Annotated in this window: 29 protein-coding genes and 1 other RNA gene; 18 read left to right on the top strand and 12 right to left on the bottom strand. The window is 67.7% G+C overall.

What is annotated here, in order from left to right; all coding sequences use genetic code 11:
* The first annotated feature begins 122 nt into the window (after positions 1-122).
* The 13 genes from ABS767_RS04080 (at position 123) to ABS767_RS04140 (ending at position 10970) form a co-directional block, all read left to right on the top strand.
* The gene (locus ABS767_RS04080; RefSeq protein WP_408078646.1) at positions 123-476 is read left to right on the top strand and encodes a flagellar basal body rod protein FlgB; all 354 of its coding nucleotides are present in this window, start codon (positions 123-125) and stop codon (positions 474-476) included.
* A gap of 3 nt (positions 477-479) precedes the next feature.
* The gene (gene flgC, locus ABS767_RS04085) at positions 480-893 is read left to right on the top strand and encodes a flagellar basal body rod protein FlgC (protein ID WP_408077083.1); all 414 of its coding nucleotides are present in this window, start codon (positions 480-482) and stop codon (positions 891-893) included.
* The gene (locus ABS767_RS04090; protein WP_408077084.1) at positions 893-1576 is read left to right on the top strand and encodes a flagellar hook assembly protein FlgD; all 684 of its coding nucleotides are present in this window, start codon (positions 893-895) and stop codon (positions 1574-1576) included. The genes flgC and ABS767_RS04090 overlap by 1 nt, the downstream gene beginning before the upstream one ends.
* 20 nt (positions 1577-1596) lie before the next feature.
* Positions 1597-2886, top strand: coding sequence for a flagellar hook protein FlgE (locus ABS767_RS04095; RefSeq protein ID WP_408077085.1), 1290 nt, complete (start codon positions 1597-1599; stop codon positions 2884-2886).
* Positions 2887-2942: 56 nt separating this feature from the next.
* Positions 2943-3686 carry a flagellar basal-body rod protein FlgF gene (gene flgF / locus ABS767_RS04100; RefSeq protein WP_408077086.1) on the top strand — a complete coding sequence of 248 codons (744 nt, stop codon included), beginning with the start codon at positions 2943-2945 and terminating at the stop codon, positions 3684-3686.
* Between the two features lie 24 nt (positions 3687-3710).
* A complete protein-coding gene (gene flgG / locus ABS767_RS04105; RefSeq protein ID WP_408077087.1) occupies positions 3711-4499 on the top strand; it encodes a flagellar basal-body rod protein FlgG in 789 nt (262 codons plus the stop codon).
* Positions 4492-5187 (top strand): flagellar basal body L-ring protein FlgH, encoded by a 696-nt coding sequence (locus ABS767_RS04110; RefSeq protein WP_408077088.1) that lies wholly within the window; start codon positions 4492-4494, stop codon positions 5185-5187. The genes flgG and ABS767_RS04110 overlap by 8 nt, the downstream gene beginning before the upstream one ends.
* An 11-nt stretch (positions 5188-5198) precedes the next feature.
* Positions 5199-6293 carry a flagellar basal body P-ring protein FlgI gene (locus ABS767_RS04115; RefSeq protein ID WP_408077089.1) on the top strand — a complete coding sequence of 365 codons (1095 nt, stop codon included), beginning with the start codon at positions 5199-5201 and terminating at the stop codon, positions 6291-6293.
* A gap of 134 nt (positions 6294-6427) precedes the next feature.
* Entirely contained in the window at positions 6428-6751 is a 324-nt protein-coding gene (locus tag ABS767_RS04120) for a rod-binding protein (RefSeq protein ID WP_408077090.1), read from the top strand.
* On the top strand, positions 6748-8079 hold the full coding sequence (gene flgK / locus ABS767_RS04125; protein WP_408077091.1) for a flagellar hook-associated protein FlgK: 1332 nt from the start codon (positions 6748-6750) through the stop codon (positions 8077-8079). The genes ABS767_RS04120 and flgK overlap by 4 nt, the downstream gene beginning before the upstream one ends.
* 5 nt (positions 8080-8084) lie before the next feature.
* Entirely contained in the window at positions 8085-8993 is a 909-nt protein-coding gene (gene flgL, locus ABS767_RS04130; protein WP_408078647.1) for a flagellar hook-associated protein FlgL, read from the top strand.
* A gap of 87 nt (positions 8994-9080) precedes the next feature.
* Positions 9081-9944 carry a flagellar motor stator protein MotA gene (motA, locus tag ABS767_RS04135; protein WP_408077092.1) on the top strand — a complete coding sequence of 288 codons (864 nt, stop codon included), beginning with the start codon at positions 9081-9083 and terminating at the stop codon, positions 9942-9944.
* 123 nt (positions 9945-10067) lie between these two features.
* A complete protein-coding gene (locus ABS767_RS04140) occupies positions 10068-10970 on the top strand; it encodes a flagellar motor protein MotB (protein ID WP_408077093.1) in 903 nt (300 codons plus the stop codon).
* A 30-nt stretch (positions 10971-11000) separates the two neighbouring features.
* Here ABS767_RS04140 and ABS767_RS04145 read toward each other — a convergent pair whose 3' ends face one another.
* The 3 genes from ABS767_RS04145 to ABS767_RS04155 form a co-directional block, all read right to left on the bottom strand.
* Positions 11001-13409, bottom strand: a complete 2409-nt coding sequence (locus ABS767_RS04145; protein ID WP_408077094.1) for a TonB-dependent receptor — start codon at positions 13407-13409, stop codon at positions 11001-11003.
* Positions 13410-13542: 133 nt separating this feature from the next.
* Positions 13543-14658, bottom strand: a complete 1116-nt coding sequence (locus tag ABS767_RS04150) for a glycoside hydrolase family 130 protein (protein WP_408077095.1) — start codon at positions 14656-14658, stop codon at positions 13543-13545.
* A 43-nt stretch (positions 14659-14701) separates the two neighbouring features.
* Complete coding sequence (locus ABS767_RS04155) at positions 14702-14995, bottom strand: chorismate mutase (protein ID WP_408077096.1); 294 nt, start codon at positions 14993-14995, stop codon at positions 14702-14704.
* A 115-nt stretch (positions 14996-15110) separates the two neighbouring features.
* On the opposite strand from ABS767_RS04155, the gene ABS767_RS04160 reads away from it, so the two are divergent.
* A complete protein-coding gene (locus ABS767_RS04160; protein ID WP_408077097.1) occupies positions 15111-16136 on the top strand; it encodes a polyprenyl synthetase family protein in 1026 nt (341 codons plus the stop codon).
* A 15-nt stretch (positions 16137-16151) separates the two neighbouring features.
* Here the strand turns inward: ABS767_RS04160 and ABS767_RS04165 are convergent, their stop codons facing one another.
* Entirely contained in the window at positions 16152-16364 is a 213-nt protein-coding gene (locus tag ABS767_RS04165; protein ID WP_408077098.1) for a hypothetical protein, read from the bottom strand.
* Between the two features lie 94 nt (positions 16365-16458).
* On the opposite strand from ABS767_RS04165, the gene hrpB reads away from it, so the two are divergent.
* Positions 16459-18915 carry an ATP-dependent helicase HrpB gene (gene hrpB / locus ABS767_RS04170; protein ID WP_408077099.1) on the top strand — a complete coding sequence of 819 codons (2457 nt, stop codon included), beginning with the start codon at positions 16459-16461 and terminating at the stop codon, positions 18913-18915.
* 10 nt (positions 18916-18925) lie between these two features.
* A complete protein-coding gene (locus tag ABS767_RS04175; protein ID WP_408077100.1) occupies positions 18926-19207 on the top strand; it encodes an ETC complex I subunit in 282 nt (93 codons plus the stop codon).
* A 3-nt stretch (positions 19208-19210) separates the two neighbouring features.
* On the opposite strand, the gene ABS767_RS04180 is transcribed toward ABS767_RS04175, so the two are convergent.
* Genes ABS767_RS04180 through ABS767_RS04200 form a run of 5 tightly spaced genes read right to left on the bottom strand, consistent with a single transcriptional unit; the run spans position 19211 to position 22364 of the window.
* Positions 19211-19744: an NUDIX hydrolase gene (locus ABS767_RS04180; RefSeq protein WP_408077101.1), complete on the bottom strand. Its 534-nt coding sequence runs from the start codon at positions 19742-19744 to the stop codon at positions 19211-19213.
* The gene (locus ABS767_RS04185) at positions 19741-20415 is read right to left on the bottom strand and encodes a TPM domain-containing protein (RefSeq protein ID WP_408077102.1); all 675 of its coding nucleotides are present in this window, start codon (positions 20413-20415) and stop codon (positions 19741-19743) included. Before ABS767_RS04185 ends, ABS767_RS04180 begins: the two co-directional genes overlap by 4 nt.
* Positions 20415-21233 carry a TPM domain-containing protein gene (locus ABS767_RS04190; RefSeq protein WP_408077103.1) on the bottom strand — a complete coding sequence of 273 codons (819 nt, stop codon included), beginning with the start codon at positions 21231-21233 and terminating at the stop codon, positions 20415-20417. Before ABS767_RS04190 ends, ABS767_RS04185 begins: the two co-directional genes overlap by 1 nt.
* Positions 21230-21757, bottom strand: coding sequence for a TPM domain-containing protein (locus ABS767_RS04195; RefSeq protein WP_408077104.1), 528 nt, complete (start codon positions 21755-21757; stop codon positions 21230-21232). The genes ABS767_RS04190 and ABS767_RS04195 overlap by 4 nt, the downstream gene beginning before the upstream one ends.
* A 22-nt stretch (positions 21758-21779) precedes the next feature.
* Positions 21780-22364, bottom strand: a complete 585-nt coding sequence (locus tag ABS767_RS04200; protein WP_408077105.1) for a LemA family protein — start codon at positions 22362-22364, stop codon at positions 21780-21782.
* A gap of 143 nt (positions 22365-22507) precedes the next feature.
* Here ABS767_RS04200 and mscL point away from each other — a divergent pair, with 143 nt between their 5' ends.
* The gene (mscL, locus tag ABS767_RS04205; protein ID WP_408077106.1) at positions 22508-22966 is read left to right on the top strand and encodes a large conductance mechanosensitive channel protein MscL; all 459 of its coding nucleotides are present in this window, start codon (positions 22508-22510) and stop codon (positions 22964-22966) included.
* 29 nt (positions 22967-22995) lie between these two features.
* Here mscL and ABS767_RS04210 read toward each other — a convergent pair whose 3' ends face one another.
* Positions 22996-23427: an RrF2 family transcriptional regulator gene (locus ABS767_RS04210; protein WP_408077107.1), complete on the bottom strand. Its 432-nt coding sequence runs from the start codon at positions 23425-23427 to the stop codon at positions 22996-22998.
* Between the two features lie 47 nt (positions 23428-23474).
* Here ABS767_RS04210 and ssrA point away from each other — a divergent pair.
* Positions 23475-23821, top strand: a transfer-messenger RNA (tmRNA) gene (gene ssrA / locus ABS767_RS04215).
* Between the two features lie 81 nt (positions 23822-23902).
* Here the strand turns inward: ssrA and ABS767_RS04220 are convergent.
* On the bottom strand, positions 23903-25051 hold the full coding sequence (locus ABS767_RS04220) for a serine hydrolase domain-containing protein (RefSeq protein WP_408077108.1): 1149 nt from the start codon (positions 25049-25051) through the stop codon (positions 23903-23905).
* Positions 25051-26877, bottom strand: a complete 1827-nt coding sequence (locus ABS767_RS04225; RefSeq protein ID WP_408077109.1) for a DUF885 domain-containing protein — start codon at positions 26875-26877, stop codon at positions 25051-25053. The genes ABS767_RS04220 and ABS767_RS04225 overlap by 1 nt, the downstream gene beginning before the upstream one ends.
* Between the last annotated feature and the right edge of the window lie 40 nt (positions 26878-26917).

A 26917-nucleotide genomic window follows, 5' to 3' on the forward strand; every position in this document is an offset into this window, starting at 1 on the left:
CCGGCAACGTCTTGCCGCTCTCACCGTCGCGACCGGCAATCGCAGCGATTTGGGAAGCCCCCGGCGAAACTGGCACGCCCATTGCTAGGGATGGCCCGAACGATTGCATGAGGACCGTCGATATGGGCAGCAACAGTCTCTTCGGGGTGCACGGCGCCGCGCTCGAGGTGCGTTCGCAGCGCATGGGGCTGCTCGCCTCGAACATCGCGAACGCATCGACCCCGGGGTACAAGGCGAAGGACATCGACTTCCGCGCCGCGCTCGATGCGATCGAAACGCCGGGCATGGCGGGCGCGGACCCGATCGGCGGCGCCACCAAATACCGCGTGCCGCTACAGCCCAGCCTCGACGGCAACACCGTCGAGCTGGCCACCGAACAGACCGCCTTTGCCGAGAATGCCGTCGCCTATCAGACGACGCTCGCATTCCTCAACGGGCGCATCGACACGCTCAAGCGCGCGCTGAAGGGAGAATAAGTCATGGCCGACCAGCCGCTTTCCATCTTCCAGGTCGCGGGCCGCGCCATGTCGGCGCAGCTCGTGCGGATGAACACCACCGCCTCCAACCTCGCCAATGTCGGCCAGGTCGCGTCCAATCCGGGCGAAGCCTATCGCACGATGAAGCCGGTGTTCCGCACCCATTTCGATGCGGCGAGCGGCATGTCCACGGTCGACGTCGAACGCGTCGTCGCGGCGGGCGAGGCGCCGACCAAGCGCTACGACCCGGGCAATCCGATGGCCGATGCGGATGGCAATATCTGGGAGAGCGCGGTCGACGAGACGCGCGAGCTGGTCGACATGATGGAGACCGCCCGCACCTATCAGAACAATGTCGAGGTGATGCAGACGGCGAAGACGCTGATCACCCAGACGCTCAACCTGGGACGCAGCTGATGAGCTTCGACACGACCCTCGCCGATCTGGGCATCGGGCGCACCGGCGCGGCCAGCCAGAATGCGAACAACAATCTCGGCTCGCCCACGATGGACCAGTCCGACTTCCTGACGCTGATGACGGCGCAGATGAAGAACCAGGATCCGTTCGAGCCGGTCGACAACACCCAGATGGTCGCCCAGATGGCGCAATTCTCGTCGCTGGCCGGAATCAGCGAGATGAATACGACGCTGCAGGCGATCGCCGCCAAGCTCGGCGCGACCAGCACCACCGATCTCGTATCCTGGGTCGGCCGCACCGTGCTGACCGAAGGCGCGGTGGCCTATCCGCGCACCGATGGTTCGGTCGGCGGCGTGATCGAGCTCGGCGCGGAAGCGGCCGAGGTCAATGTCGTGATCGAAGGGCCGAACGGCGAAATCCTGAAGAGCGTCTCGCTGGGCGCCGCGCCGGAAGGCCAGACCGAATTCGAATGGGACGGAACCACCGATACCGGCGAGCCGGCGGGCGACGGTCCCTTCACGATCCGCGTCGCCGCACGCAACGCCAATGGCGAATCCGTCGCCGCCCGATCGCTGGTCTGGGCGCCCGTGACGTCGGTCGCGATGGGCCGCGACGGCAATCCCGTTCTTACCCTGCCTGGCATCGGCCAGGTCTCCACCACCGCGATCCGCAAGGTCGCCTGAGTTCACACAGGAGCAATTCGATGTCCTTCTACACCTCGCTCTCCGGTCTTCAGGCGGCACAGACCGACATGTCGACCATCTCGCACAACCTGTCGAACGTCTCGACCAACGGCTTCAAGAAGAGCCGCACCGAATTCGCCGACGTCATCGCGTCGAGCGTATCGCTCAACCCGAACCAGATGATCGGCTCGGGCACCGTGGTGAAGGCGATCCGCCAGCAGTTCGGACAGGGCGGCATGCAGCAGTCGACGTCGAGCCTCGACATCGCGATCGCGGGCGACGGCTTCTTCGCGGTCAAGCCGAGCCTCGAATCCGCCGGGGTCAACTTCACCCGCAACGGCAGCTTTCTGGTCGACAGCGATCGCTACGTGACCGACTCGCAGGGCGGCTATCTTCAGGTCTATCCGGTCGACGGATCGGGCGCGGTCGTCGCGACCGGGCTTGGCTCGACCCAGAATCTGCGCCTGCCGCAGACCAGCGGCGTGCCCGAAGCGACCGAGAATGTGAACCTCTCGCTCAACCTCTCGGCCTATTCGTCGGTCCCGTCGGAGGCATCGCGCTTCACCCCCGAAACGCCCTACGCCTTCGACCGTTTCGATCCGGGCACGTACAACAATTCGACCCAGACCACGATCTACGACGCCAGCGGCAATCCGCTGACCATGACCAGCTATTTCGTGCGCGAGACGACCGAAGCGCCGGCAACCTGGTCGGTCTACACCTTCGTCGGCGACAAGCAGCTCGGCACCGACGCCGCGAACCCGCAGCCGGTGACGCTCACGTTCGACGCCAACGGCGCGCTGACCGACCCGACCGAGGCGACGCAGTTCGCGCCCTTCACCGTCGGCAGCAGCACCAGCGAGCAGAGCATCACGCTCGATTTCGGCCGTGCGACGACGCAGCTCGGCGCGCCGTTCAGCGTCAACGGCCGCAGCCAGGACGGCAAGGCGGTGGGCCAGCTCGACGGCGTGACGGTGGGCGAGGACGGCATCGTCCGCGCCAGCTTCTCGAACGGCGACAGCCTCGCGCTGGGCAAGGTGGCGCTTGCCAACTTCTCCAACCCGTCGGGCCTGCGCCAGCTGGGCAACTCGACCTGGGCGGCCACCGGCCTGTCGGGCGAGCCGCGCCTGGGCGAGCCCGGCGTCAACGGCTTTGGCGGGCTGATGTCGGGCGCGATCGAGCGGTCGAACGTCGACATTACCGAGGAACTGGTCGGCCTGATCGCGGCGCAGCGCAATTTCCAGGCGAACGCCAAGGCGCTCGATACCGCAAGCCAGATCTCGCAGACCATCTTCAACATCCGCAGCTGACGCAGCGGCGGCTTCAACATCCGCAGCGGATTTCAATAGGTTAGGAGGAACTAGCGATGGACAGACTCGTCTATACCGCACTGTCGGGCCTGAAAGGCCAGATGGACGCGCAGGCGACGATCGCCAACAATATCGCGAACGCCTCCACGATCGGCTTTCGCGCCGACCGCGTCAATTTCGAACGCCTGATGGTCAAGGGCGACGGCCACGACAGCCGCCAGCCCAACGTCGAGACGGTGGTCGACATGGACCGGCGCGCAGGTGCCATCACCCAGACCGGCCGCGGGCTCGACGTCGCCATCACCGGCGACAACTGGCTTGCGGTCCAGGCTGCCGACGGCAGCGAAGCCTATACCCGGCGCGGTGACCTGCGCATCGCACCGAGTGGCGTCTTGGAAACCGGCGACGGTTTCCCGGTGATGGGGTCGGGGGGCCCCATCACCGTGCCGCCCCACGACAAGATCATGATCGCCGAGGACGGCACGCTCTCGATCGTCCCGCCCGGCGCCGATCCCAGCCAGCCGCCCCAGGCGATCGACCAGATCAAGCTGGTCAGCGACCAGGGCAGCACGACGGTGAAAGGACTGGACAATCTGCTCCATGTCCGCGGCGGCGGCGCGCTGCCGACCGATATGGAGGCGCGGGTCCAGACCGGCGCGCTCGAACAGTCGAACGTCAATCTCACCCAGGCGCTGGTCGACATGATCGAGAACCAGCGCAGCTACGAGGTGCAGGCCAACCTGCTCCGCGAAGCCAAGTCGATGGACGAGAGCTCCGCCTCGCTCATGCGCCTCAGCTAAGAATACGAAGGAAGGAACAGACCAATGGGTTCCGCAGCAATGCACATCGCGCGCACCGGGCTTGATGCCCAGGACATGCGCATGCGGGTGATTTCGAACAACCTCGCCAACGTCAACACCACGGGGTTCAAGCGCGATCGCGCCAGCTTCGAGGCGCTGGCCTATCAAGTCGTGACCGCGCCGGGATCGGCCAGCACGGCCGAGACCAAATATGCCACCGGGCTCAACCTCGGCACCGGCGTGCGCGTTCAGGGCACCGCGCGGATCGACACCCAGGGGGCGATGCAGACCACCGGCAACGCGCTCGACATGGCGCTCGACGGCAATGGCTATTTCCAGGTGCAGATGCCCGGCGGCCAGCTCGGCTATACCCGCGCCGGCAATTTCTCGCGCTCGCCCGAGGGACAGCTGGTGACCAGCGAGGGCTATCAGGTGATGCCCGGCATCACCATTCCCGAGGGCGCGACCTCGATCACCGTCGGCAGCGACGGCACGGTCAGCGCGACCATCCCCGGCCAGACCGAGGCGAGCCAGATCGGCCAGATCCAGATCGCGGCCTTCCCCAATTCGGCGGGGCTGCAGGCGGTGGGCGACAATTATCTGGTCGAAACCGCCGCCAGCGGCGCGGTCAATCTCGGCACCGCCGGGCTCGATGGCCGCGGCAACATCCGCCAGGGCATGCTCGAGGGATCGAACGTCAATGTCGTCGAGGAGCTGGTCGACATGATCGAGACCCAGCGCGCCTATGAGGTGAATTCCAAGATGATCTCGGCGACGGACGAGATGCTCCAATATGTGAACCAGAATGTCTGAGGGTCGCACGATGCGCTTCGTCACCGGCCTCGCCTTCGGCACCGCCCTCGTCGCCATCGTCGCGATCGCGGCCCCCGCGCACGCGGGCAAGAAGCGGCCGAAGGAAGACTTCACCGCCACTTTGCCGGTGCCGGTCGCCGTACCGCCGCCCGCCAACGGGTCGATCTTCCAGGCGAGCGAAGGCTATGCCGCGCTCTACGAAGGCACGCGCGCGCGCCGCGTCGGCGATCCGGTGACGATCGTACTCGTCGAACGCACCAGCGCGTCGAAGTCGGCGGGCACCAATCTCGACAGCGGCGGCGGCTTTTCGATTACCCCGCCGACCACCGGCGCGCTCAATCTGTTCAACCAGAGCGACGCCAGCATCAGCGGCAAGCGCGGGTTCAAGGGCACCGGCGCCGCCGATCAGTCGAACGCATTGTCCGGCGAAGTCAGCGTGACCGTGGCGGCGGTGCTGCCCAACGGGACGATGCTGGTTCAGGGACAGAAGCGCGTGACGCTCAATCGCGGTGACGAGTTCATCCAGATCAAGGGGCTGATCCGCCCGACCGATATCGACGCGAACAACCGCATCGCCTCCACCCGCGTGGCCGATGCGCAGATCGCCTATACCGGCAAGGGCGACGTCGCCCGCGCCGCCCGGCAGGGGTGGCTCAGCCGCTTCTTCCAAGTCATCAGCCCGTTCTGAGGATGAAAGACATGCTGCGCTTTCTGCTCGCTCTGCTCGCAACGCTCCTTCTCGCCCAGCCCGTCGCGGCCGAGCGGATCAAGGATCTCGGCAATTTCCAGGGCATCCGTACCAACCAGCTGACCGGCTATGGCATCGTCGTCGGTCTGCCGGGCACAGGCGACGACAATCTCGAATATACCGTCCAATCGATGAAGGGAGTCACCGCCCGCTTCGGCCTGGCGCTGCCGCCCGGGGTCAATCCCGCGCTCAAGAACGCCGCCGTCGTGCTGGTGACCGCCGAGCTGCCCGCCTTCGCCAAGCCGGGGCAAAAGCTCGACATCACCGTCTCGTCGATGGGCAAGGCCAAGTCGCTGCGCGGCGGCACGCTGGTGCTCACCCCGCTTCAGGGCGCGGACGGCCAGATCTATGCGATGGCGCAGGGCAACCTCGCCGTCGGCGGACTGGGCGCCGAAGGTGCCGACGGGTCGAAGATCGTCGTCAACATCCCCTCGTCCGGCCGCATTCCCGAGGGTGCGACGGTCGAGCGCGCGGTCGAGACCGGCTTCGCCACCGCCCCGACCCTCACCTACAATCTCGCGCGTGCCGACTTCACCACGGCCCAGCGCGTCGCCGACGCGATCAACGGCCGCTTCGGCTTCGGCACCGCGCGCGCGGTCGATGCGGTCTCGGTCGCGGTGACCGCACCGCAGGGCGCCGATGTCCGCGCGCAGATCATGAGCGAGATCGAGAATCTCACCGTCGACGCTGCCGAGGCTGCGGCCAGGGTAATCGTTAACGCGCGCACCGGCACCGTGGTGATCAACTCGGCCGTCCGGGTCAGCCCTGCCGCGGTAACACATGGTAAACTGACTGTTCGTATTGATGAATCCCAACGCGTCAGCCAGCCGGCGCCGTTCAGCCAGGGTGAGACCACGGTCGAACAGCGCAGCGGCGTGGGCGTCGAGGAGGAGAAGCGTCCGATGTTCCTGCTGGATCCGGGTCCCAAGCTTGCCGATGTGGTCAAGGCGGTGAACGCGATCGGCGCGTCCCCCGCGGACCTCGTCGCGATCTTGGAAGCGCTCAAGCAGGCCGGCGCGCTCAAGGCCGAGCTGATCGTCCTGTGACCCAGCCAATCGCTCCCTCGGTATTGCGTTCAGCTCCGCTGAACCGCGGCACCAGCCCGCTCCCCCACCCGGCCACCCAACGGCAGGATCATGTGGGTGGCCGGGTGGGGGAGCGGGCCGGTGCCGCGCCGGGTTTGGCGCAGCCAAACCTCACGGGAAGCGTATCCACGGATACCGCGCGGCTCGGCACGCGCGACAACCTGAACGCGGCGGGCGAGAAGTTCGAGGCGATCTTCACCAAGATGATGCTGGGCGCGATGCGCAAGGCGAAGCTGGCCGACAGTCTGTTCGAAAGCCAGGCGCTCGACCAGTTCCGCGACATGCAGGATCAGAAGCTGGCCGAAAACATGGCCGCGCACACGCCGATCGGCATCGGCAAGGCGATGACCGAGTTTCTGGCCAAGGCCGGATCGGTGACCGATCCCGCCCCTGCCGCGACCAGGGGTGACACGCCATGAGCGACATGCTCTCGATCGGCGCCAGTGGCGTGCGCGCCTACCAGACCGCGCTGACCACCACGTCGGAGAATATCGCCAATGCCGGCACCGCGGGCTATTCGCGCCGCGTCGCCAGCCCCAGCGAAGTGGCCGCGCCCAGCGACGGGTCCAACCGCACGCTCAACGGCCTTGGCGTCACCGTCACCGGCGTGACCCGCAGCGGCAGCGACCTGCGCAGCGCCGAGGTCCGCGCCGCCGGATCCGACCTCGCCCGCAGCGAGGCGGGCGTGGTCTGGCTCGAACGCGTCGAGGGTTCGCTCACCGGCAACAAGCTCGATGCGCGGATGACCGCCTTTTTCAACGCCGCCACTGCGCTTGCCGCCGATCCCTCGGCCAGTGCGCCGCGCGCGACGATGCTGCAGGCTGCCGCAAGCCTCGCCAACGCCTTTGCCGCGACCGGCGCTGCGCTCGATAGTGCGCTTGCCGATCTCGACGGAACCGCCGACGCCGCGGTCGCCGACCTCAACGCACTCAACGCCGGTCTGGCCAAGGTCAACGCGTCGCTCGGCCGCGTCGGTCAGGGAACCAGCGCGCAGGCGGCGTTGCTCGACGAGCGCGACCGCCTGCTCGAATCGATGAGCGCGCTCACCGATGTCGCGGCGAGCTTCGATGCCGCCGGCCGGGCGACCGTCCGCGCGGGCGCGAGCGGGCCGCTGCTTGTCCAGGTCGATCAGGCCGCCGTCGTCACCTATGCACGCAATGACGGGGCGGTGTCCTTTGCCGCCTATGGGATCGACGGCGCGCACAGCATGGCGCCATCGGGCGGCGCGCTTGCCGGGATCGCCGAAGGGGCCGGTCGCGTCGCGGATGCGCGCGATGCCCTCGACGCGCTCGCCACCGACTTTGCCGAGGGTGTCAACGCCGTGCAGGCCGCGGGCGAGGATCTGGGCGGCTCCGCCGGCGCGCCGATGTTCGAAGCGACCGCCGCGCGCGACTTTCGCCTCGTGCTCAATGATCCGCGCGGAATTGCTGCCGCCGCGCCCGGCGCGGGCGAACGCGACAATGGCAATCTGAGCGCGCTCGCGACGTTGCGCACCGGCGAAGGCTTCGAAAGCCAGCTGACCTCGATGACCACCGGCAACGCCGGCGCGCTCGCCGGACGCCGCGCCATTGCCGATGTCCAGGCGACGATCCGCACCAATGCGGTCGCCGCGCGCGACTCGCTGACCGGCGTCAATGTCGATGAGGAAGCGGTCGATCTGATCCGCTTCCAGCAAGCCTATCAGGCATCGAGCCGGGTGATCCAGGTCGCCCGCGAAACGCTCGAAACCCTCTTCAACATCCGGTGACCGCGATGCGCGTGACGAGCAGCCAGACCTTCGATCGACCTTCGCTGTTGATGGCGACCCTGACCAGGCAGGCGGACCAGTTTCAGACTCAGGTCGCGACCGGCAAGAAGATCCTGAACCCGTCCGACAGCGCGTCGGGCTGGCAGCAGCTCGCGTCCCTCAAGCGGGCCGACGCGAACGACTCGACCTATGGCGCCAATATCGATCTGGCCCAGGGCCTGCTCGCCGCGACCGACACCGCACTGTCGAGCATCGAGACGCAGCTTCAGCGTGCCAAATCGCTCGCCGTCCAGGCGGGCAGCGACACGCTCAGCGACGTCGATCGCCAGGCCGTGCTCGAAGACGTCAATGCGATCATCGACGATCTGCTCGCCCTCGCCAATGGCAAGGATGCGCGTGGGCATCCGCTGTTCGGCGGGGCATCGGGCGATACCGCCTATGCGCGCCAGACCGACGGGTCGATCGCCTATCTCGGCGCTGGCGAGGCCGCCGCGATCCCGATCGGTGACGGCGTTTCGATCAGCGCGACCACCGGCGGCGACCGTGCGTTCGGCGGGATCGCCGGCAGCAACGGCGCGACCGACATGTTCGCGATCCTCACCGCCTTCGCCGCCGCGCTTCAGCCCGATGCGGAAGCTGGCGGTATCGGCACCGCAATGGACGATCTCGACGCCGCGCTCGACCAGATCGGAACCACCCGCGCCTCGGTCGGTGCCCGCGCGTTCCGCCTCGATCTCGAGACCGAGCGGCTGGGCGACGCCGAGATCGCGCGCGAGACATTGCGGACGGGGATCGAGGATGCCGACACGGCTACCGCGATCACGCAGCTGCAAAAGACGCTGACCATCCTTCAGGCGACCCAGGCGAGCTTCTCGAAGCTGACCAGCCTGTCGCTGTTCGATTATCTGCGCTGATCCGCTCAAGAAATCGGTGAACCGGTCGTTAGACATAATTGAATAGCCGCGTCGCGGCTCGGGTGACTTCGGGGGAAGAGCGCGCTCATGTTTCCAGCAATCGGCTTCGTTGTCCTGATCGCCATGGTGTTCGGCGGCTTCGCCATCACCGGCGGCGCGCTGGGACCGGTGCTCCATGCGCTGCCGCACGAGATGCTGATTATCGGCGGCGCTGCGGTCGGCGCGCTGATCATCGGCAATTCGGGCCGTGAGCTCAAGGCGCTCGGCTCGGGCTTCGTAAAGGTGTTCAAGGGCCCCAAGTACAAGAAGCAGGACTATCTCGACGTCATCTTCCTCGTCTCGAAGCTGATGAAGATGCTGCGCGTCGACGGACCGATCGCGCTCGAGCCACATGTCGAGGATCCGAAGTCGTCGGCGATCTTCGCCGAATATCCGCGCCTCCTCGCCGACCACACCCTGACCAATCTCATCGCGGACACGCTGCGCCTCGTCGTCGTCTCGTCGGGCACGCTCGACGTGCATGCGGTCGAAGAGGTGATGGACAACGCGATCAAGACCCACCACCACGAGGTCGCCGAGCCGCAGCACGCGCTGCAGAATCTTGCCGATGCGCTCCCCGCGCTCGGCATCGTCGCCGCCGTGCTGGGCGTGGTGAAGACGATGGGGTCGATCGACAAGCCGCCCAGCATCCTGGGCGCGATGATCGGCTCGGCGCTGGTCGGCACCTTCCTCGGCGTGCTGCTCGCCTACGGCCTGGTCGGCCCGCTCGCCGGACGCCTCAAGCAGATCATCGATGCCGATGCCGCGATCTATCACACCGTGAAGCAGATCATCGTCGCCTCGCTCCACGGCCATCCGCAGCCGCTGGTGATCGAGGCGGCGCGCAGCGGCATCGCCCATCACAACCAGCCCGGCTTCGCCGAAGTGTTCGACGGGCTGCGCGGAAAATAAGATGATCCTGTCGCTATCCCGCACCGGCCCGCTCCCCCACCCGGCCACCCAATCAGGTTACTCTTGTGGGTGGCCGGGTGGGGGAGCGGGCCGGTGCCGCTCGCGCCATAATGCGCGCAAGCCATGAGCGCACGGGCTCCCCACGCGGCCAAGCAGCCGCCCAAGATCATCGTCAAGAAGATCTTCGTCGAAGGCGGCGGGGGTCATCATGGCGGCGCATGGAAGGTCGCCTATGCCGACTTCGTGACCGCGATGATGGCGTTCTTCCTGCTGATGTGGCTGCTCGGCGCGACCAACGAGAAGCAGCGCAAGGCGCTCGCCGACTATTTCGCGCCCACGCTGATCGAGTTCAAGCAGAACAGCGCCGGTTCGAACGGCCTGTTCGGGGGCGACGCGATCCAGGGGCGCGACAATTATCCCACCAACGGCAAGCAGACCGGCACGCGATCGATGACGATCCCCGCAGGTGCCGCGGGCGGCGACCGCGTCGGCACGGGTGAGAAGGGCAGCCTCAAGAACAAGGAGGCGATGGACGCCGCCGATCGCAAGGCCTTCGCCCGGATGAAGACCGAGATCGAGGCGAAGATGAAATCCAGCGGCCTGACGCGCCTCGGCAAGCAGGTGCGCTTCGTGCCCACGCGTGAGGGGATGCGGATCGATCTGATGGACGACGCCGATTACTCGATGTTCGCGCTCGGCACGACCAGCTTCGTGCCCGACGCCGCCGAACTGGTGAAGCTGGTCGCCCAGTCGATCGCGGATTCGGAAAACCCGATCATGATCCGCGGCCACACCGACAGCCTGCGCTACGGCGATCCGACCAACATGAACAACTGGATGCTCTCCAGCGCGCGGTCCGAAGAAACGCGGCGAAGGCTGGTGGCGAGCGGCGTTCCCGAATCGCGCTTCGAGCGGATCGAGGGCGTTGCCGACCGCGAGCCGCTGATCGCCGACAACCCCGCCGACCCGCGCAACCGCCGCGTCGCGATCACCCTGCTGTACCGCAAGAGCAAGTTCGGCAAGTAGCGCCTTGCCGGCCCGCGACGCGCGCGCCCTCTAGAAAAACAGCTTGCGGATGCTGATCCGCACCGTCCGCCCGACCGGGTCCAGCAGCGCCGGCTGATAGCTCAGCGGCGTCTCCCCGCTGGCATCGGTGACCTTCAGCCGGTTGTCGAACAGGTTATCGACCGACAGGACAACACGCGTCCCCTCCAACCAGCGATTGTCGCGCACGAACTTGAACTGCGGCCCCAGCGTCGCGAACAGCCGCAGATTGACCGTCGCGAAGTCGTCGAAGCGCAGTTCCTCCCCACCGGTCGTGCCGCCGTTGATCCGCGTCGCGCTCTGCCAGTCGGCGTTGAGGCGCACGCCGATCCCATCGCGCACCACGCCGGTGCGCAGCTCGACCTGATGGCGCGGCGATCCGCCCCGGCTTCCGGTCGCCGATCCGTTGAGCAGGTCGAGCGCCGGCAGTCCGTCGCGAATCTCGATCCGGTCGGTCAGCGCGATCGTGTGGTAGATGCCGAACTGGAACCGGCCGCCCGCGCCCCCGCCGCCACGCCCGCCAAAACCGCCGCCGCGCCCGCGCCCGCCAAAGCCGCGCGCCCCGCCAGGGCCGCGCCGGCCTTCGCCCTGCGGCTGTGCGCCGGACTGTCCTTCCCCCGCTTCGCGCGCGGCCACGCGTTCGGCGCGGCGTGCCTGCGCCGCCTCCATCGCCTGGCGCGCCAGCGGCGAGCTGATCGGGGCGGAGAAATTGAGGCCCCAGCGGATCTGCTCGCGCTCGCTGCGTTCGAAATTGATCGGGCGATTGTCGATCTGGATCAGCTGGCCATCGCCGTCGCGCATGAACCGGTCGGGAAACGCGGCCTCGATCTCCGCCGTCGCGGTGGGGAACCCGGCGATCGGGTTGCGGATCGTGCTCTTGGTATAGTCGACGTTGAGCGTAAGGTCGGCCGAGAACGGTCGCAGGTTCGCCCCCAGTTTCATCACGCTGCGATTGTCGGCGCTCAGGCCGGGATTGCCGCCATCGATCCGGGTGATGTCGACCGTCTCGCCGCGCACGAAATCGAATACCCGGACATTGGGCGTTTCAAGCCGGGGATTGCCGAGCTGCTGCGCGCTGGGCGCCCCTTCCTCTTCGGTGAAGGATGCGATCAGCCGCACGCCATCGAACGGGGTCCAGTTGGCGCCATAGCCATAGGTGACCAGCGTGCCGAAATCGGAAAACTGCTCGACTTCGCCATTGGCGTTGAGCGAGAGGTTGCCGAGCGCCGACAACACCCCCTTGTTGCGGCTCGCGATGGGCAGGTCGAGATTGCCGCGCACCCCGCCCGAGCTGCGGCCGATATCGGTATCGGAAAACACCCCCGCGCGCCGCGATTCGCTGCTGAGGCCGCTGGTGCGCCCCGCCACGCGCACGCTGGTGCTGATCGGCCCCGCGGGCAGGTCGGCGACCGTGCCGTTGACCAGCGCATCGACCGATCCGACGTTGGAGACCGATCGCGCCCAGTCGGTCAGGCCCGTATCCCGATCGGTCAGCGTGCGACTTTCCACCCGGTCCCAGTTGCCGGTGACCGACCAGCGCCACTGTGTCGACAGGTCGCCATTGAGCGAGAAACCACCCTGCAACGTCGTGCTGTCGGTGCTGCGCTGGAGCGGATCGGTGCCGCCCGCCACCGGCAGGCCGAGCAGCGAATCCGACCAGTTCTGCTCCAGCCGCACATTCGCGGTCGCCGCGACCTTGCCGATATTCCGGCTGAGCACGGCATTCGCCGTCAGGCTCTGCCGGTCGGGCTGCAGCGTGCGATATTCGCCATCGGTGCGCGGGTTGGCGGGGTCCTGGATGATGTCGCGCTCGCTTTCGAGCAGGCTCGAATCGCGCTCATATTCGACGTTCAGATTGATCCGGCCATCGCGGTTGAGCCGCAACAGGCTGAGCTCGACATCCTGGCCATCACGCCCGCCCGCCGTCGCGATGCTGCCATCGACCTCGGCGGTGATTGACCGGAAGCGTCGACGCAACACGATGTTCACCACGCGCTGGTCGGCGCTGTATCCGAGCTTGAGCGCGGCTTCTTCGGGAAGCACTTCCAGCCGCTCGATCGCCTCGGGCGGAATGTTTCGGATTTCCCCGAAGCCCGAGATACGCCGCCCGCTGAGCAGCAGCACAGGCGCGCCGCCGCCGCGCCCGCGCCCACTGCGCGTCTGCGGCTCGAGCTCGGTGAGCAGTTCGGCCAGCGATCCGACGCCATAGGCGCGAATGTCGGCAGGGTTGAGCGTCAGTTCGGGTTTGACGTCACCAGGAACCGCCCCGCGCAGCGGCCCGCCGGTAATCACGACCTCCTCGATTTCGTCCTCACCCGGACCGGCACCCGGGGCGCCGGCGTCTTCCTCCTGCGGCGATTCGGCTGGGGCCGACGCATCGTTCTGCCCCGCCGCCATCGCTGCGGGCGCCGCAGTCGTCATCAGCAATATAAGGGCCGCCGAACCAAAACGCCGCATCGCTCGCATACTCCAGATACAAAACGGGCCGGCCACCGCGCCGACCAATGCCCTTTAGAGGGGCTTTGTCGCATAATTGTGCCGGTGCGAAGGCGGCTCAGGCGAAACGCGATTTGGGCAGATGGCTGATCCGGCAGGCCAGGTCGCTCTCGCCGCTGGCAACGATATAGGTGTCGCCCGTCTCCGCGATCCCGGTGGTGAAGACCACCGGCGAGGGTAGATAGCGGCGATCGGCAATGCCTTCGGTGAGCGCCGGCATCTCCTCAAGCAGCGGCGCGCCGTCCTCCTGTCGCACCACTCGCGACGGATCGTCGCGGTCGAGCACCGCCCAGAAGGTGCGATAGGTGCCGATCCCGTCACGCCGCTCGACGCCGTGATACAGCATCAGCCAGCCCTGCGGCGTCAGGAAGGGCGGGGTGCCGCCGCCCATGCGCAGATTGGTGCTGGTTCCCGCCCGCGCGCGCAGGCCCGGCGTGTCGAGCGGCTTCCAGTGCAGCGCGTCGAGCGACTGGGCGAGGTGGATCGCCGGCCCCCCGGCAAAGGGGCTGTCGGGCGGCGGCGCGAAATAGACTTCGCCGAGCGGCCGCGTCAGCGCCATGAACCTGCCGCCCACCTTGCCTTCGAACAGGCACATGTCCTTGTTCTGGTGATCGAGCACGATCCCCTCGCAGCGATAGTCGAGCCCGTTCACCGAACGGTAGAGCACGGTGCACTGCCGCTCGTCCGATACGCCGCAGGCGGTCATGTACCAGGCCCCACCGATCAGGCTGATCCGTGCATCCTCCACCCCGAGCGCCATGAACGACGCGGACGGCTCGACCGCCTTGTCGTAATGCACCTTCACCACCGACCGCGCATCACCGCTCAGCTCGACCGGCAACAGCCAGGACAGCGACGTCAACCCCGCCTGAACGGGCGACCGTCCGCGCAGGCGGAAGGTGCGCGGATCGTCCATTTCGATTGCGTCGAGCGGATAGCGATCGAGCACATAGCCGTCCGGGGTCCAGCGGATCGTGCGCGCATGCCCGTCCACCACCGGCTCGCACAGCGCCTCCGCCACCCGCACCATCGCCAGCAGGTTGCCGCCGGGCAGCCGTGTCAGCCCGGGGTTGAACGCGCCGAGCACATAGGTGTCGGCATCGAGCGAGCGGCGCAGCGGCGAGCGGGACAGGTCCACATCTTCAGGCGTGAAGAACAGCGTGTCGTCGCTCATGCACTCTCGCCCCATCATCGCCGGCAGGCCAACCCCGGTCGCGTCAATCGGTTCCCGCCGCGTCCTGCATCCGGGCGTGGTGGCGAATGACTTCATCGATGATGAAGCGCAGGAATTTTTCCGAGAATTCGGGGTCGAGATCAGCCTGCGCGGCCAAGTCGCGCAGCCGGGCGATCTGCTGCTCCTCGCGCCCGGGATCGGCCGGGGGCAGGTTGGTCTCGGCCTTGAACCGCCCCACCGCCTGGGTGATCTGAAAGCGTTCGGCGAGCAGAAAGACGAGCGCGGCATCGATCCGGTCGATGCTCTGGCGATAGCGTTTCAGCGTCTCTTCGCTCATCCCTGGCCCTTCCGGTGGACCGCACCGGCCCGTTCCCGCGCCTTGTCGCCGCGCTTTCGGCGTCGCGCAACCCTCAACGCTTGCGTTTGCGCGCGCTAGCCTTCATCGCGGCGCCATGAGCGCGACCATTCATCGCATCGGCCACAAGAACGGCAGTGGCGCCGAACCCTCGCTGGAACCGATGATCGCGCTGGTCACCGGCGACATGAACCATGTCAACACGGTCATCCTCGACCGGATGCAGTCGCAGATTCCGCTGATCCCCGAGCTGGCGGGGCACCTGATCGCGGGCGGCGGCAAGCGGATGCGTCCGATGCTGACGCTGGCGAGCGCGCGGCTGCTCGATTATCCGGGCAATCGCCACCACCGCCTCGCCGCCGCGGTCGAGTTCATCCACACCGCGACGCTGCTGCACGACGATGTCGTCGATGGCAGCGACATGCGCCGCGGCAAGCGCACCGCCAACCTCATCTGGGGCAACCCCGCCAGCGTGCTGGTCGGCGATTTCCTGTTCAGCCGCAGCTTCGAGCTGATGGTCGAGGACGGCAGCCTCAAGGTGCTCAAGATCCTCTCCAACGCCAGCGCCGTGATCGCCGAGGGCGAGGTCAATCAGCTGACTGCCGCGCGCCGCATCGATCTCGACGAGGAACGCTATCTCGACATCATTGGCGCCAAGACCGCCGCGCTGTTCGCCGCCGCGTGCCGCATCGCCGCCGTCGTCGCCGAACGCAGCGAGGCGGTGGAAGCCGCGCTCGACGCCTATGGCCGCAACCTCGGCATCGCCTTCCAGCTGGTCGACGACGCGATCGACTATGTTTCCGACACCGGCACGATGGGCAAGGATGCCGGCGACGACTTCCGTGAGGGCAAGATGACGCTCCCCGTCATCCTCGCCTACGCGCGCGGAAACGACACCGAACGCGCCTTCTGGAAGGAAGCGGTGCTGGGTCGCAGCAACAGCGACGCCGATCTCGCGCGCGCGATCGACCTGGTCCGGTCCAGCCGGGCGGTGGACGATACGCTCGCCCGTGCGCGCCACTATGGCCAGCGCGCGATCGATGCGCTCGGCATCTTCCCCGCGAGCGCGGCCAAGGACGCGATGATCGAAGCGGTCGAATTCGCGGTCGCCCGCGCCTATTGAGACGCGGGCTGCGCGTTATTCCTCGATGACTTCGTCTTCGTCATCGTCGACGCCCAGTGCGTCCTCCTCGTCCGCGTCCAGCGCTTCGCTGATCGCTTCGGAGATCAGGTCGAGCTGCTCGTAGCTCGCGGTGAGTTCGAGCGTCTCGCCGTCCTCATCCTCGAAGTTGAGCAGATAATCGCCCTTGCCGTCAGCCGTGACGCTGAAGCTCGAAACCGTCCGTGCCATGCGCTTGTCTCCTTCCAATCCGGCGCAACGCACGTCGCGGCTTCCGGTGCCATCGCCGCTTCAAGCGCGGTGCGGAATTGCGTAGGGCGGGCATGTGAGCGACCTGCCGATCCACGCCGTCCTGCCCGACCTGCTCGCCGCGCTGCGCGAGTCGAGCAACGCGGTGCTGGTCGCCCCGCCCGGCGCCGGCAAGACGACCGCGGTGGCGCCGGCACTGCTCGGTGAACCATGGTGCACCGGCGAGATCCTGCTCCTCTCCCCCCGCCGCCTCGCCGCGCGCGCCGCGGGGGAGCGCATGGCCAGCCTCGCCGGGGAGAGTGTCGGCCGCACCTTCGGCTATGCGACGCGGATGGACAGCAAGCGCTCCGCCGCGACCCGCGTAACGGTCGTGACCGAGGGGATTTTCGTCAACCGCATCCAGGCCGATCCCGAGCTCGCGGGGGTCAGCGCGGTGCTGTTCGACGAGGTGCATGAGCGCAGCCTGGACAGCGATTTCGGTCTCGCGCTCGCGCTCGACGCACAGGGCGCGCTGCGGCCCGATCTGCGGATCGTGGCGATGTCTGCGACGCTCGACGGCGGGCGCTTTTCCGCGCTGATGGCCGATGAGACTCACCGACCTGCCCCGGTGATCGAGAGCGAAGGACGCAGCTATCCGCTCGAACTGCGCCATCTCAGGCGCGCGGCGGAAGCGCGGATCGACGAGCCGGTCGCCGCGGCGATCCGCCAGGCGCTGCGTGAGGCGGAGGGCGGCATCCTCGCCTTCCTGCCCGGGGTCGCCGAGATCGAGCGGACCGCCGAGCGACTGGGTGACATCCCCGGCGCGGCGATCCACACGCTGCACGGCAGCCTCGACCCCGCCGCACAGCGCGCCGCGATCGCGCCCGACCGCGAGGGGCGCCGCAAGATCGTGCTGGCAACGTCGATCGCCGAAACCTCGCTGACGCTCGACGGGATCCGGATCGTCGTCGATTCGGGGCTGGCGCGGCGCCCGCGCTACGATCGCGCGGCGGGAATGACCCGGCTGGTGACCGAGCGCGCGAGCCAGGCATCGGCGACGCAGCGCGCCGGCCGCGCCGCGCGACAGGGCCCGGGGGTCGCCTACCGCCTGTGGGAGGCCGCCGCGACGGCTGGCATGCCCCCCTATGACCCGCCCGAGATTCTCGAGGCCGATCTCTCGGCGCTGACGCTCGATTGCGCGCTGTGGGGCGTCGCCGATCCGCGCGACCTCAATTGGCTCGATCCACCGCCCGCTGCCGCGGTGAGCGAGGCACGGGCGCGACTGGAGGTGCTGGAGGCGCTCGATGCGGACGGACGCCCGACCGCACACGGCAAGGCGATTGCCGCTCTGCCGCTCCCGCCCCGGCTCGGCCATATGCTGGTCCGCGCCGGCGAAATGGGCATGGCGAACACCGCCGCGCAGGTCGCGGTGCTGCTCGGCGAGCGCGGGCTGGGCGGCAACGACGCCGATCTCGAGACGCGCCTCCGCCGCTGGCGCAGCGAACGCGGACCGCGTGCCGAGGGTGCCCGCAAGCTGGCCGAGCGCTGGGCGAGGCTTGCCCCCGGCGCCCAGACCGCAGGCGACGACGCGGTCGCACAGTGCATCGCGCTCGCCTTTCCCGACCGGATCGCGCGGCGGCGTGATGCCAGCGGCGAGACCTGGGCCTCGGCCGGCGGGCGCGGGTTCAGGCTCGATCCCACCTCTTCGCTCGCGCGCCACGAATGGCTCGCGGTCGCCGAGACGCAGGGAATGGCATCGGGCGCGCGCATCCTCTCGGCCGCGCCGCTCGACCCGGCACTGATCGAAAACCTGTTCGCCGACCGCATCGAAACGCGCCGCAATGTCCGCTTCGACCCCGCAACCGGCCGCGTCGAAGCGATGCGCGAGCGGCGGCTGGGCGCGATCCGCCTCTCCGCCGGACCCGACAGCGCAGCCGACCCGGACGAGATCGCCGCCGCGCTGCTGGAGGGGGTCCGCGCTCACAGTCTTGCGTTGCTCCCCTGGCCCGACACCGCCCGGGCGCTGCGCACCCGCGCCGCCTATGCCGGGATCGACGCGCTGTCGGACGCGGCGCTGATCGCCGATCTCGACGACTGGCTCGCGCCCCTGCTCGCCGGCAAGCGTAGGCTCGACGCCATTCCGGGCGAGGCGCTGACCCAGGCGCTGCAGAACCAGCTCGGCTGGGACGGGCAGAAGACGCTCGACCGGCGTGCCCCCGCGCGGCTCGAAACCCCCGCCGGATCGAGCCACGCGATCGATTACGGCGCCGAGGGTGGACCCACGGTCGAGGTGCGCGTGCAGGCGCTGTTTGGCCTCGCGACTCACCCGCTACTCGGCGACGGCACGCCCCTCGTCCTGTCACTCACCTCCCCCGCCGGACGCCCGATCCAGACGACGCGCGACCTGCCCGGCTTCTGGAAGGGCAGCTGGGCCGATGTCGCCAAGGAAATGCGCGGCCGCTATCCCCGCCACCCCTGGCCCGACGACCCCGCGGCGGCGAGCGCGACGCTGCGCACCAAAAATGCGGATGCAAGGCGCCGCACTTCGGGTTAAGGGGCGGATCATGGCAAGCGCACGCATCTATCAACGCCCCAAGAACGCGATGCAGTCGGGCCGCGCCCGCACCGATCGCTGGGTGCTCGAATTCGAATCGAATGAGAAGCAGCGCCCCGACCCGCTCACCGGCTGGGCCGGATCGGGGGACACCCGGGCGCAGCTGCGGCTCAACTTCCCGACGCTGGAAGCGGCGAAGGACTATGCCGCGCGCGAAGGCATCGACGCCCATGTCGTCCCCGCGCCAGAACGCAGGCTCAAGCTCCAGGCTTACGCCGACAATTTCCGCTAAGCGTCAGGGGAGCAGGCTGCTTCCCAGCGCCAGCAGCAACTTGACGTCGATCGCCATGCCGCGCGCGCGGCAGTCGGCGACGAACTCCGGCACCGCGCTCCGTGGCACGCGGTGGACCGTGATCCCCTCGCCCTCCACCCCGCCGCCGTCCCCGACACGGGTCAGGTCGTGCGCGCGCACCAGCGTGAAACTCTCGCTGACCATGCCTGGTGAAGAGAAGAATTCGCCCAGCACCTCGATCCGCGCCGCGCGATAGCCGGTTTCCTCCTCCAGCTCGCGCGCGGCGGCGGTCTCGACCGCTTCGCCCTCTTCTTCGTCCCCGATCAAGCCGGCGGGCAGTTCGAGGCAGGCGCGCCCCAGCGGCACGCGATATTGCTCGACCAGGATCAGCTGCCCGTCCTCATTCACCGCCACGATCACCGCAGCGCGGATGCCGCGCGCACGCGCGACATATTCCCACCGCCCTTGTTTCTTCGCGGTGATGAACTTGCCCTGCCAGACGGTCTCGACCGGGGCATCGGCGTCCGGAGCGATCACAATTCGATCAGCCGGTCGGGCAGCTCGTTGGGATTGTCCTGCGACTTGGGGAAATGCGTCGTCAGCACCGCGCCGATCTGCGTCACCGCATCGGCCATGCCACCCGCCGGGTCGCCCGCGCGGATCTTGTCGACCAGTGCGACCATCGCATTGCCCCAGACCGAGTCATCCACCTTGCCCAGAATCGCCTCGTCCGCGATGATCTCGGCGCGGTGTTCGGCCAGGCTGAGATAAAGCAGCACGCCGGTGCGGCCGACCGTGCGCTTCTCCGCGCTCGCCTTGAAGAACTGCACCGCGCGCCGCCGCACGCGCCGTCCGCGTACCGCAGCCGGGATCAGCACGCCGCGCCCCGGCAACGCCTCGAAGCCGAACCGCACCGCCAGGAACAGCACCGCCTGGATGACGACGAGCAATGCCAGCTGGAGATGCCGCTCCACCTCGCCCCATCCGCCGGTAAACCAGGCCAGCTTGGCATCGAGCAGTCCGGGGAATACCGCGAACAGCCCGAGCGCTGCCAGCATCGCTGCGCCGGCATAATAGAGCGAGACGTCGTGATAATGATCCGACCAGTCGGTGACGATCGTCACGATCTCGCCGTCGGTGGTCCGTTCCGCCTCCGCCACCGCCGCTGTGACCCGCGCATGCTCCTGCGCCGTGAACCGTCGAGCCATCACCATCCCCCCGATGCGCCGCCGCCGCCGAACGATCCGCCGCCGCCGGAGAAGCCTCCGCCGCCGCCGAATCCACCACCGCCGCCACCGCCCCAGGAGCTTCCGCCACCCCAGGACGATCCGCCGCCGCCGCTGCCCCAGCCGGGGCCCCAGATCACCACGGGCGCGCGACCACGGCGATATTTCTTGCCGCGCGCCGATCCGAAGATGACCGGCAGGATGACGAAGAACAGGATGAACAGCCAGAAGACGAGCATGAACCAGCTCGCGCCGCCCTTCTTCCCACGCTTCTGGCCCGCGTCGACCAGCTGCTTCGCGCGCGCTTCGGCGGCTTCCAGCGGCAGCTTGAGCTGTTCGTCGATCGCACCCGCGCCGGCCATGATCCCGCCCGGCATGTCGCCGTCCTTGAAGCGCGGAATGATGGTATCGCGAACGATCATCCCCGACAGCGCATCGGTCATGATCGGCTCGAGCCCGTAGCCGACCTCGATCCTCACCTTGCGCTCGTTCGGGGCGACCAGCAGGATGATGCCGTTATCGGCGTCCTTCTGGCCGATCTGCCACGCCCGCCCGAGTCTGTAGCCATAATCCTCGATCGGATAATCCTGCAGGTCGGGAATCGTGGCGACGACGAGCTGCCGGCCCGTCGCCTTTTCGGTGGCCTCCGACATCGCGGTCAGCTCCGCCTCCTGCGCGGGGCTGAGCAGGTCGGCCGCATCGACCACGCGCCCGGTCAGCTTGGGAAAATTCTGCGCCTGCGCCGCCTGTCCCGCGAACGCGGCGAGCAGCAGGGCGAGCAAAAGATGGACCAGCCTCACGGTGTTACTCCAGGTTCGTCGATCTCGCGGATGATCGCGGCGCTTCCGCGGAAAATGCCCGCCGCCATCCTGCCCTTGCGGAAACCCGGCAGGATGCGCTGGTCGATGATCGCCTGCGCCTCGCTGTCGGTCAGCGCGCCCTCGAGCCCGCATCCGACCTCGATCCGCACCTTGCGTTCGTTCGGCGCCACGATCAGCAGCACGCCGTCATTATAGCCCTTGCGCCCGATGCCCCAGCCTTTGCCGAGCGTCAGCCCCACCTCTTCGATCGAGCGCCCGCCGAGCGACGGCAGCGTGACGACGACGAACTGGTGCCGGGTCAGACGCTCGGTCGTCGCCAGCGCTACGCTCAACTGCGCCTCCTGCTCGGCGACCAGAAGATCGGCATTGTCGACAACACGCCCAGTCAGGGCGGGAAGCGGAAACGGCTTCGCGGACGCGCGCGCAGGCGCGTCCGCAATCCGTTCCGCCGGCACGCCGCACCCGGCGAGCGCCGCGCCGGCGATCAGCAGGGCGAGCGTCATCGCCGGGGCCCCGCCCGCGCGATCAGTTGCCGTTCCCGAAATCCACCGTCGGCGCAGTATCCGCGCCCGGCGTGGTCGCCTGGAACGGTGCCATCGGCTTGGCGCCGTAGAAGACCTTGGCGCCGATCGCGTCGGGGAAGGTGCGGATGGTGGTGTTATAGCTCTGCACCGCCTCGTTATAGTCGCGCCGGGCGATGCCGATGCGGTTCTCGGTCCCCTCGAGCTGCGACATCAGCGTGGCATAATTGGCCTGGCTCTTGAGCTCCGGATACGCCTCCTGCAGCCGCTGGAGCGTCAGCGTCACGCCCGCCTGAACGCGGTCATAGGCGGCAATCTTGGCCGGATCGGTCAGGTCGGCATCGCTCACGCGCACCTGCGTCGCGGCGGCGCGCGCCTGCGTCACCTCGACCAGGATCGCCTTTTCCTGCGCCCCGGCGGCCTTCACCGTCGATACGAGGTTGGGGATCAGGTCGGCGCGGCGCTGATACTGATTCTGCACCTCCGCCCATTTCGCCTTGGCATTTTCTTCGGCGGTCGGGACGCTGTTGAGCCCGCAGGCGGACAGCATGGCCGCAGCAACCAGCGCGGCAACCAGACGAAGCTTCATCGCAGAAAATCCCTCATAGTGTGTCGCATCCATACGACACCCCGAATCTAGGGTGCCTGCCCCCCCTGCGCAATGAAAACCGGAAATTTGCGTGCCGCCGGTGCGTTGGCTAGCCTCGTAGACCAACCATAGGGGGAGCGCCCATGCTCAAGGAATTCCGGACGTTCATCGCGCGCGGCAACGTGCTCGACCTCGCCGTCGGCGTCATCATCGGCGCGGCATTCGGCACGATCACCAAGTCGCTGACCGACGATATCATCATGCCGGTGGTCGGATGGATCTTCGGCGGGTTCGATTTCTCGAGCTACTTCATCCGGCTGGGCCCGATTCCCGAAACCTATACCGCCTCGCCCAACAATTATGCCGCGCTCAAGGAAGCCGGCGTGCCGCTGTTCGGCTATGGCGAATTCATCACCGTCGCGATCAATTTCCTGATCCTGGCCTTCATCGTGTTCCTGATCGTGCGATCGGTGAACCGGCTGCTGGCGTCGATGGAAAAGGAAAAGGCCGAGGGTACCGCACCCCCCGCCGCCGATCCGGCCGATGTGGTGCTGCTGCGCGAGATCCGTGACGAGTTGAAGAAACGCAACGGCGCAGGCTGATCACGTCGCGCCGTCAGGCGCCGATCGCGCTAGGCTGCAGCCAAATCCTCGGCGGTGGCATCCGCAAGGCTGGTGCCGTCGAGGATGCGCGCGGTTTCGTCGCGCACCCGCGCCATCGCATGGCGGATCGCGCAGCTCGCCTCGTCCTTGCAGTCGAGGCACGGGCGATAGGCGGTGCGACTGACGCACGGCACCAGCGCCAACGGCCCTTCGATCACCCGGACGATCTCGCCCAGCGAGATCAGGTGGTTGGGACGCGCCAGCCGGTATCCCCCCATCTTGCCGCGCGTCGACAGGATGAACCCCGCCTCGCGCAGGTCGGCCAGGATCAGCTCGAGGAACTTGCGCGGCACGTTCGCCTCGGCCGCGATGCGCGTCATCGGGGTCGGCGCACCATCGCGCGGCTGCTTCGCCAGAAACAACATGGCGCGCAGGGCGTATCGGGAACGCTGAGTGAGCATGGCACGCTCTTTGCTCTCACTTTATGGCAATGGGAAGGCCAAATCCCACCCTTTTCATTCGGATTCACCGCCCTATATTGGCGGGTGCCGGGTTCGCCCGGCTATGACGATAAATGGTGGCGTATAATAGACGCAGCGGACCCGGGGGCAGTACCCGGCGGCTCCACCAGAAATGGTGGTGGATCTGGACACCGTTTCTGACGGGGCCGAACCAGGATCGACGTGTGTTGAAAGGCGCTGTTTTCGTTCGGAATGGGACCACCGCGACGGCCCATACACACAAGTGCCAACGATAACGAAGCACTCGCTATTGCGGCGTAATCCCAAGGCCTAACGGTCTAGGATTATTCTAAAATGCGCGGTTGGACCGCACCGGGCAACAGAAGCGGATTCCGGCGGCCGCCGGGGGGGCCGAGCAACAGAATCCCCCCGGACCTTAAAAAGCACGGAGCACCGGGCAACAGAAGCTCCCCACTCATTTCGCCTTCGCCAGACGTTCCTCCTCGACGCTGAAGGCCGAACGGCCCTTGCTCACCGGGGGCGTCGCGGTGGCAAAGAAGGCCACGCCCGTTCCGGCGGCGCGATCGATCCACAGTCCCGAGCGCAGGCCATAGGCCTCACCCGCATGCCCGATCCGCGTGCGCCCGTCGCCGAACAGATCGTCGTCGCAGCCCGCCCGTGCGGTGGGCATGGTCGTGAGCGCCAGTCCATATTGGCAATAGAAGCCCCCGGTCGTGTCGCCATTGCTTCCGTCGAAGCCCCACGCGACCCGCTCCAGCGCCGCGATCGATTCCGGCTTCAGGAAACTCCCGTCGTTCCGCAGCAGCATCGCGCCGATCTCCGCCAGGTCGCGCATCGAAGCGCGCAGCCCGCCCTGTGGCGAGAACAGCGCGCCATTCTCGCCCAGCCGGTATCCCGCCAGGTCGCAGCCCTGCACCGCGATCACCGGGCACTCGGGCCGCCTGCCGCCCAGATCGTCGAGCGCGACCTCTCCGCTCGCGCGATACAGCACGACATGGCGTGCGATCTTGGCATCCGAACAGGTCGACCAGTTGAAACACGCGTCGAGCTTGAGCGGCGCAAGCACCAGCCGCTGCATCAGCGTGTCGAACCGCTCGCCCCCAGCCTTCTCCATCACGCTCGCGATCACCGGAAAGGCGACATTGGCGTAGCGGAAATAGCTGCCCGACCGGTGCTGCGCATCCCACAGCGCGGGTCGCGCAATCACATCGGCAAGCCGCTCGCCCAGCGGCACGCGATACTCCTCCGGATCGATCAGCCCCGATCGGTGCGACAGCAGCTGCCGCAGCGTCACCGGCGCATCGGGAAAGGCGGGGTTGCGCACGCGCCATCCCAGAATTTCCGACACATCGGCGTCGAGATCGAGCTGCCCTGCCTCCACCATCCGCATCACGCCCAGCGCGACGACCAGCTTGGAAATGCTTGCGATCCGCACCGGATCGTCGGCGGTCACGCGGCGGCCGGTGGCGCGGTCCGCGATCCCGCTGGCGCGCGCCGACGTGACCCCGCCGGCATCGAATGCCACCCGCACGTCCGCCGGGCGCGTCGTCGCGCATCCGGCGAGCAGCGCGGCGCCGATCAGCACCGCGAGACGCATCGCCATCACCCCTTCTTCGCCGCGATGTAGCGGTCGACCTCTTCCTCGAGCACGTCGAGTGGGACCGCACCGTTGCGCAGCACCACTTCATGGAAGTCGCGGATGTCGAACCGGTCGCCCAGCGCGGTCTGCGCGCGCTTGCGCAGCTCGGTGATCTTGAGCTGGCCGATCATGTAGCTCGTCGCCTGCCCCGGATTGTTGATGTAGCGGTTCACCTCGCGCTCGATATCGGCGGGCGAGATCGACGAGTTCGCCTTGAAATAGTCGATCGCCTGCTCGCGGCTCCACTTCTTGGCGTGCAGCCCGGTATCGGTCACCAGCCGGATCGCGCGCCACATCTGCAGCGAGAGCATCCCGAACTCGGCATAGGGATCGGCATAGGCGCCCATCTCCTTCGCCAGCCGCTCGGTATAGAGGCCCCAGCCCTCGCTATAGACGCTGTACCCGCCGAAGCGGCGGAACTTGGGCAGCCCGTCCAGCTCCTGCGCGCGCGCGATCTGGAAATGATGCCCCGGCGCGCCTTCGTGCACCGCGATCCCCTCCAGCTGGATCTTCTGCACCTGGTCCATATTGGCGAGGTTGACGTAATAGATACCCGGCCGCGACCCGTCGGGCGCGGGGCGGTTGTAGAAGGCGACCGCCGCCGTCCCCTCGCGCCACTTCTCGACCGCGCGCACCTCCAGCTTCGCCTTGGGCAGGCGGTGGAACCAGCGCGGGGCCGCCGCCATCATCTTGTCCACCACCGCGCGCGCCTCGGTCAGATAGGCTTCGCGACCGGCCTCGGTGTCGGGATATTTGAACTTGGGATCGGTCCGGATCGCATCGAAGAAGGATTCGAGCGTGCCGGTATAGCCGACGCGCGCCTTGACCGCCTCCATCTCGGTGCGGATCGCGGCGACCTGGTCCAGGCCAATCTGGTGGATCTGGTCGGCGGTCAGGTCGGTCGTCGTGTTCTGCGCCAGCCGCGCGGCATAAAAGGCGTCGCCATTGGGCAGGCTCCACGCGCCGTCATTCCCCTTCGCCTTCGGCTCGATCGCGTCGAGCACGGCGAACAGCGTGTCGAACCCGCGGCGGAACGGCCCGGTCAGCGCGGCGGAGGCATCGGCGATCAGTTTCGCCTTCTCCGCATCGGGAATGTCGAGCGCGCTCACCTTCTTGCGGAAATCGGCGAGCAGCGTGCTGTCCTCACCGGGGCCGAACGGCGCGCCAGTGATCACCGCGCGGGCGTCCTCGCGCGCGGGCTTGAACACCATCTTGGGCGGCACGATCCCCTTCGCCGCCTGGTCGCGCATCGTCGCGGCAACCTCGCGCATCACGCGTTCGACCTCGCCGATCCGGGCGATATAGGCGCGCGCGTCCGCAACGTTCGCGACGCGGTGGTTGTTGATCAGGAACACCGGGATCTGCCCCGCGGGACTGCCGTTGGTCGACACCGGGAAGCCATAGTCGCGGAACGCGAACTGGCGGCGCGAACGCTCGACCTGCGTCTCGAACAGCCGATAGCTCAGCCGCGCCTGCGGCCCCAGCTTCGCCGGATCGAACTGCGCGCGCATCGCCTTCAGCGTCGCCTCAGCCATCGCCATCCGCTTCGCGCCACTCGCCCGGCTATAGTCGTCGAGCTTATCGTAGTTGGTCTTGAGCCCCAGCGCCGTCTGGCTCTCGGGGCTCAGCGCGACATTGGCGTCGAACGCGGCATCGAGAAAGGCGTTGAGCCGCGCATCCTCCGCCTTGGTATCGGCCACCACCGGCGCGGTCTGGGGCGGCGCGGCAGAGAGCAGCGCCGGAGCGGCGACGCCGGCAAGCAGCAGCGGAAGGGCAAGACGCAGGGTCACGGGCAAATTCCTGTGCGGGAGGATGGGGTCACCGTCACGC

This window comes from Sphingomonas plantiphila (assembly GCF_046000505.1).
Lineage (GTDB): Bacteria > Pseudomonadota > Alphaproteobacteria > Sphingomonadales > Sphingomonadaceae > Sphingomonas > Sphingomonas plantiphila.

What these genes read in the sequence shown, in the direction of transcription:
- ABS767_RS04080 (WP_408078646.1), top strand. Translation starts at nt 123, where the DNA reads ATGGGCAGCAACAGTCTCTTCGGGGTGCACGGCGCCGCGCTCGAGGTG.
- flgC (WP_408077083.1), top strand. Translation starts at nt 480, where the DNA reads ATGGCCGACCAGCCGCTTTCCATCTTCCAGGTCGCGGGCCGCGCCATG.
- ABS767_RS04090 (WP_408077084.1), top strand. Translation starts at nt 893, where the DNA reads ATGAGCTTCGACACGACCCTCGCCGATCTGGGCATCGGGCGCACCGGC.
- ABS767_RS04095 (WP_408077085.1), top strand. Translation starts at nt 1,597, where the DNA reads ATGTCCTTCTACACCTCGCTCTCCGGTCTTCAGGCGGCACAGACCGAC.
- flgF (WP_408077086.1), top strand. Translation starts at nt 2,943, where the DNA reads ATGGACAGACTCGTCTATACCGCACTGTCGGGCCTGAAAGGCCAGATG.
- flgG (WP_408077087.1), top strand. Translation starts at nt 3,711, where the DNA reads ATGGGTTCCGCAGCAATGCACATCGCGCGCACCGGGCTTGATGCCCAG.
- ABS767_RS04110 (WP_408077088.1), top strand. Translation starts at nt 4,492, where the DNA reads ATGTCTGAGGGTCGCACGATGCGCTTCGTCACCGGCCTCGCCTTCGGC.
- ABS767_RS04115 (WP_408077089.1), top strand. Translation starts at nt 5,199, where the DNA reads ATGCTGCGCTTTCTGCTCGCTCTGCTCGCAACGCTCCTTCTCGCCCAG.
- flgK (WP_408077091.1), top strand. Translation starts at nt 6,748, where the DNA reads ATGAGCGACATGCTCTCGATCGGCGCCAGTGGCGTGCGCGCCTACCAG.
- flgL (WP_408078647.1), top strand. Translation starts at nt 8,085, where the DNA reads ATGCGCGTGACGAGCAGCCAGACCTTCGATCGACCTTCGCTGTTGATG.
- motA (WP_408077092.1), top strand. Translation starts at nt 9,081, where the DNA reads ATGTTTCCAGCAATCGGCTTCGTTGTCCTGATCGCCATGGTGTTCGGC.
- ABS767_RS04140 (WP_408077093.1), top strand. Translation starts at nt 10,068, where the DNA reads ATGAGCGCACGGGCTCCCCACGCGGCCAAGCAGCCGCCCAAGATCATC.
- ABS767_RS04145 (WP_408077094.1), bottom strand. Translation starts at nt 13,409, where the DNA reads ATGACGACTGCGGCGCCCGCAGCGATGGCGGCGGGGCAGAACGATGCG.
- ABS767_RS04150 (WP_408077095.1), bottom strand. Translation starts at nt 14,658, where the DNA reads ATGAGCGACGACACGCTGTTCTTCACGCCTGAAGATGTGGACCTGTCC.
- ABS767_RS04155 (WP_408077096.1), bottom strand. Translation starts at nt 14,995, where the DNA reads ATGAGCGAAGAGACGCTGAAACGCTATCGCCAGAGCATCGACCGGATC.
- ABS767_RS04160 (WP_408077097.1), top strand. Translation starts at nt 15,111, where the DNA reads ATGAGCGCGACCATTCATCGCATCGGCCACAAGAACGGCAGTGGCGCC.
- ABS767_RS04165 (WP_408077098.1), bottom strand. Translation starts at nt 16,364, where the DNA reads ATGGCACGGACGGTTTCGAGCTTCAGCGTCACGGCTGACGGCAAGGGC.
- ABS767_RS04175 (WP_408077100.1), top strand. Translation starts at nt 18,926, where the DNA reads ATGGCAAGCGCACGCATCTATCAACGCCCCAAGAACGCGATGCAGTCG.
- ABS767_RS04185 (WP_408077102.1), bottom strand. Translation starts at nt 20,415, where the DNA reads ATGGCTCGACGGTTCACGGCGCAGGAGCATGCGCGGGTCACAGCGGCG.
- ABS767_RS04195 (WP_408077104.1), bottom strand. Translation starts at nt 21,757, where the DNA reads ATGACGCTCGCCCTGCTGATCGCCGGCGCGGCGCTCGCCGGGTGCGGC.
- ABS767_RS04200 (WP_408077105.1), bottom strand. Translation starts at nt 22,364, where the DNA reads ATGAAGCTTCGTCTGGTTGCCGCGCTGGTTGCTGCGGCCATGCTGTCC.
- mscL (WP_408077106.1), top strand. Translation starts at nt 22,508, where the DNA reads ATGCTCAAGGAATTCCGGACGTTCATCGCGCGCGGCAACGTGCTCGAC.
- ABS767_RS04210 (WP_408077107.1), bottom strand. Translation starts at nt 23,427, where the DNA reads ATGCTCACTCAGCGTTCCCGATACGCCCTGCGCGCCATGTTGTTTCTG.
- ABS767_RS04220 (WP_408077108.1), bottom strand. Translation starts at nt 25,051, where the DNA reads ATGGCGATGCGTCTCGCGGTGCTGATCGGCGCCGCGCTGCTCGCCGGA.